Origin of the sequence: Pseudomonas defluvii, assembly GCF_001695625.1 — a bacterium.
GTDB lineage: Bacteria > Pseudomonadota > Gammaproteobacteria > Pseudomonadales > Pseudomonadaceae > Aquipseudomonas > Aquipseudomonas defluvii.
Genome location: NZ_MBPN01000216.1, coordinates 1 through 3,266, shown reverse-complemented (window position 1 = coordinate 3,266; position 3,266 = coordinate 1). Strand labels below are relative to the sequence as shown.

Sequence of the window (3,266 nt, the reverse complement as noted above, 5' to 3'; positions counted from 1 at the left end):
GCTGACGGGCCGCTGCGCTCGAACCCGGCCGCGAGCAGCTTGCCAGCCATCTGCTGGGAGGTGATCTCAGCCATGGCCGCCTCCCTGCGCTTGGTATCGGGCCTCGCGCTCGGCGCGGCGGATTTGCGCACGGGCATTCAGGGTCGCCCGGTGGTCACTGGCCGTCGAGCTGGTGTAGATCGCGGCGCAGCCAGGCTTGGTGAACTTGAGGTGGCCGCCAGGCGTGCGTTTGACGTGCCAACCTTCGCCAACCGCGAACTCGATCAGGGCGCGAAGCCGCTTGTGGCCTCGGGCAAGCTCATGTGCGTTCGCCATGGAACCTCCCGGCATCAAGAGGGTGTGGCGGACGGCCGGACACCATGGCAAATCGGTGCCGCCATTGCGGAAATAGTTCGTCTGCGAGGCCGCGCATGGTGTCGAGCGCGGCGGGGGCGACTCTGCCCGGCGGCTGGCGGTATTCGACCCGATGCACTGGCAATCCGCGCGTAGCTGCACGCGGATACGCCTCGATGGCCGGCACGTCGGTGGCCAGCACGCGGATGCCGGCATGGTCCTGGAAAAGATCGCGCAGGGCCTGCTGGATCAGCCGTGCATTGGCTGACACAGGGTGGACGCGATTGATGAGCAGATGCAGAGGTGGAGGCTCGATGCCCAGGTGCCGGTAGGGCGCAATGTCTTCGAGCAACTGCATGGTGCCGCGCCGCAGCTCGCGCGCCGCGAGGATTTCCGGGGTCACGGGCGACAGCGCGAGGTTGGAGGCGAGTACCGCCATCTCCAGCAGCACCGATCGCGCGCCTTGGGTGTCGATCAGTACCAGGTCATAGAGAGGCGCCAGGACCGGCAAGAGATGGCGCAACCGCAGGCGGCCATCCGTCGCGTGCAGCAGCAAGGTGTTCAGCTCGCCTCGGTGGTCGTTGGAGAGCACCAAGTCCAGGCCCGCGACGATCGTGCGGGACACAAGCAGCCCGAGGTCGCGCTCGTTGAAGGCCAGCAACTCGTAGATGCCACCAGGTGCGCGGTGACCTAGCTCGTAGTACGAGGACAAGGTGGGCTGCACGTCGAGGTCGAGCAGTAGCACACGCAGCCCCGCGTCGGCGGCAAGCCCGCCGAGGTTCGCGGCCGTGGTGGTCTTGCCGACGCCACCTTTTGTTGAAATGATGGATACGACCTGCATGGCGTTCTCCGTGTGAGGATGGGAAGTCCGCTGGAGAACGGGTCAGGCCCGGTTGTTGACGCGCTCGGCGATCCACTGATCGATCTCGATGGAGTCCCAGCCGACCGCGCGCACGCCCAGGCGCAGCGCCTTCGGGAACAAGCCTTTGCGCATCAGGTTGTAGATGTGGGCGCGTTTGAAACCGGACTTGGTTTCGACTTCATCAAGCCGCAGGATGCGGCGCTCGCTTGCGGGCAGTGCAGGTGTTTGCGACATGGCGGTCACTCCTGAACGCTCAGTGGCGTTTGTTGGCGTGACCTCCATTCAATAGACATGGATGGGAAAAGACATTGCAAATGCAATCTCCGCGATTGCACATACAAGATGGAAAACCTCAGACTGTCGCGCTACGCAGCCGGCGTCTGGCCGTGGCGAACTTGCCGTTTAGCGTCCGCTCCGCGATCCCCATGGCGCCGCTGTGATGGGCGACCAATGCACTGACCACCGCCTCCTGCGTCTTGAAGCTGGAGTACGGCACGCCCGAAGGCGACTGGCCGAGCATCAGGTCCAGCATGCTGCCGATAATGTTCAGGTAGGTGGCTTCGGCGCGATCACTGATCAGGCACTGTGCGCCAGCAGAGGGCGCCATCTGCTTGAGAAGCGCCCCGTGCTTTTCCTGCAACTCATGCAGTTGGCGTTTGTACTGGTCCAAGGTGGATTTCAGGGCCAGGCGCTCGACTAGCATCGCCTGCCCAGTTTCCAGCGAGATGAAGGGATGGGTGATGCGCTCGCTTCGGGAGAAGAGGAAGCCCGGTCGTTGCTCGGGATAGTGTTGGCGCATCCAGCGCTTCAGATCGACGTGGCGCACCGTCAGATCAGGGGAGTCGATCAGCGTGGAATCGCGCGTCGTGATGCCGTTCTGCCCGAAGGGCAGTTCTCCATTGAGGATGCCGTCGAAGATACGTTCGGTGCAAAGTCTCAGCTCGGCGCAACGTGGGCAGTCCAACGACTGCGGCAGGCGCCTTGGCGACGAAATCGAAGCCAGGATCACCTGCTCGTATCGCAGCAGCCCGGCCCAGCGGATGGACGCTTCGATCGGGCGATAGAACACCTTTGATGTTGGTGCATCATTCTTGTTCTCGTGCATGCTCCGTCTCCTTCCAGGAGAAGAACTACATGACCGACTCCTTTGTCACCGACCTCATGGTCGGCCTGTCGTCTGTGCAGGAAGTGGGCACCGAAGGCCGCTTCGTCATGTGGTTTGAATACTGCTCACCAGTTCGCGCAACTGGTAGTCGTCGTGTGCTCGATGTGCAAAAATTCATCGATTAGAAGGTCGAGCATCGGGACGTAGGCTCGACAGTGACGCTCACGCTATCAGGGTCGTGAGAAGTTACGGTTTCTGCAAAACCGTCTAGGTATGACCTGATATGCCAGCGGTCTCAGGAGGCGTTAAGGGGCCGCAATCGTCGTCGAATGTCCAGCCGGACGCAGCAAACCCGCGTCTGTCATGCTTGCCCCGTCATCCTGATATATCGACAAAGAATCGTGTGCGGAAACGCGGTGGCCAGCGTGCGCGTTCTTTCAAAGGAGCTTGAGCAGAAGGTCCTTGTGAGTTGTGGTGCAGGCGTTCCCAGCATCCGACCTGTGCCATCACCAGAACCATCTGCCTGATCGTCTTCACGATGATGGATGCGGGGCAGACAACCGGGCGTGGATGATGAGTTCGAGGCAGTCGCCTACGACGATGTACCGATCGTGGGTCTGGTGTACTGAGTGCAGCTCTTTGGACGTCTGTGGAACTCTTTGGACGAATTTGTTGCCGAGGACGAAAAACAAGGCTACAATTGAGGTCTTCGCTGGCCAGTCCAACGAAGAAAGTGTTTGGGAAACAACGACTTACTGTCCTAGTACACGTCTCGTTTCCCGCTCCAGTTTTAACGGTCTTGCTCAAGGGCAGGGCTGGTAAGAAAATCCAGGTTAGGGTCTAAGATTCTGATCTGGTCACTGAAACATGCGTTGCATGTTTTGGGCAGCGTCCCCTTCGTCTAGTGGCCTAGGACACCGCCCTTTCACGGCGGTAACAGGGGTTCGAGTCCCCTAGGGGACGCCA

5 protein-coding genes and 1 tRNA gene are annotated in these 3,266 nt (G+C 60.9%); 2 read left to right on the top strand and 4 right to left on the bottom strand.

Annotated elements, in window-relative coordinates; translation table 11 throughout:
• Nucleotides 1-66: 66 nt before the first annotated feature.
• From EKA13_RS26500 to EKA13_RS26485, 4 genes are all read right to left on the bottom strand, one after another.
• Complete coding sequence (locus EKA13_RS26500) at nucleotides 67-315, bottom strand: hypothetical protein (protein WP_019726333.1); 249 nt, start codon at nucleotides 313-315, stop codon at nucleotides 67-69.
• A complete protein-coding gene (locus EKA13_RS26495; protein WP_065761974.1) occupies nucleotides 299-1,174 on the bottom strand; it encodes a ParA family protein in 876 nt (291 codons plus the stop codon). Before EKA13_RS26495 ends, EKA13_RS26500 begins: the two co-directional genes overlap by 17 nt.
• Nucleotides 1,175-1,216: 42 nt before the next feature.
• Nucleotides 1,217-1,429, bottom strand: a complete 213-nt coding sequence (locus EKA13_RS26490; protein ID WP_009459729.1) for an AlpA family transcriptional regulator — start codon at nucleotides 1,427-1,429, stop codon at nucleotides 1,217-1,219.
• Between the two features lie 118 nt (nucleotides 1,430-1,547).
• Nucleotides 1,548-2,300, bottom strand: a complete 753-nt coding sequence (locus tag EKA13_RS26485) for a hypothetical protein (protein ID WP_019726332.1) — start codon at nucleotides 2,298-2,300, stop codon at nucleotides 1,548-1,550.
• Between the two features lie 29 nt (nucleotides 2,301-2,329).
• Here EKA13_RS26485 and EKA13_RS27950 point away from each other — a divergent pair, with 29 nt between their 5' ends.
• Together EKA13_RS27950 and EKA13_RS26480 are read left to right on the top strand one after the other, a co-directional pair.
• Entirely contained in the window at nucleotides 2,330-2,485 is a 156-nt protein-coding gene (locus EKA13_RS27950) for a hypothetical protein (protein WP_019726331.1), read from the top strand.
• A 705-nt stretch (nucleotides 2,486-3,190) separates the two neighbouring features.
• Nucleotides 3,191-3,266 (top strand) — tRNA-Glu (locus EKA13_RS26480).

What these genes read in the sequence shown, in the direction of transcription:
- EKA13_RS27950 (WP_019726331.1), top strand. Translation starts at nt 2,330, where the DNA reads ATGACCGACTCCTTTGTCACCGACCTCATGGTCGGCCTGTCGTCTGTG.
- EKA13_RS26485 (WP_019726332.1), bottom strand. Translation starts at nt 2,300, where the DNA reads ATGCACGAGAACAAGAATGATGCACCAACATCAAAGGTGTTCTATCGC.
- EKA13_RS26490 (WP_009459729.1), bottom strand. Translation starts at nt 1,429, where the DNA reads ATGTCGCAAACACCTGCACTGCCCGCAAGCGAGCGCCGCATCCTGCGG.
- EKA13_RS26500 (WP_019726333.1), bottom strand. Translation starts at nt 315, where the DNA reads ATGGCGAACGCACATGAGCTTGCCCGAGGCCACAAGCGGCTTCGCGCC.
- EKA13_RS26495 (WP_065761974.1), bottom strand. Translation starts at nt 1,174, where the DNA reads ATGCAGGTCGTATCCATCATTTCAACAAAAGGTGGCGTCGGCAAGACC.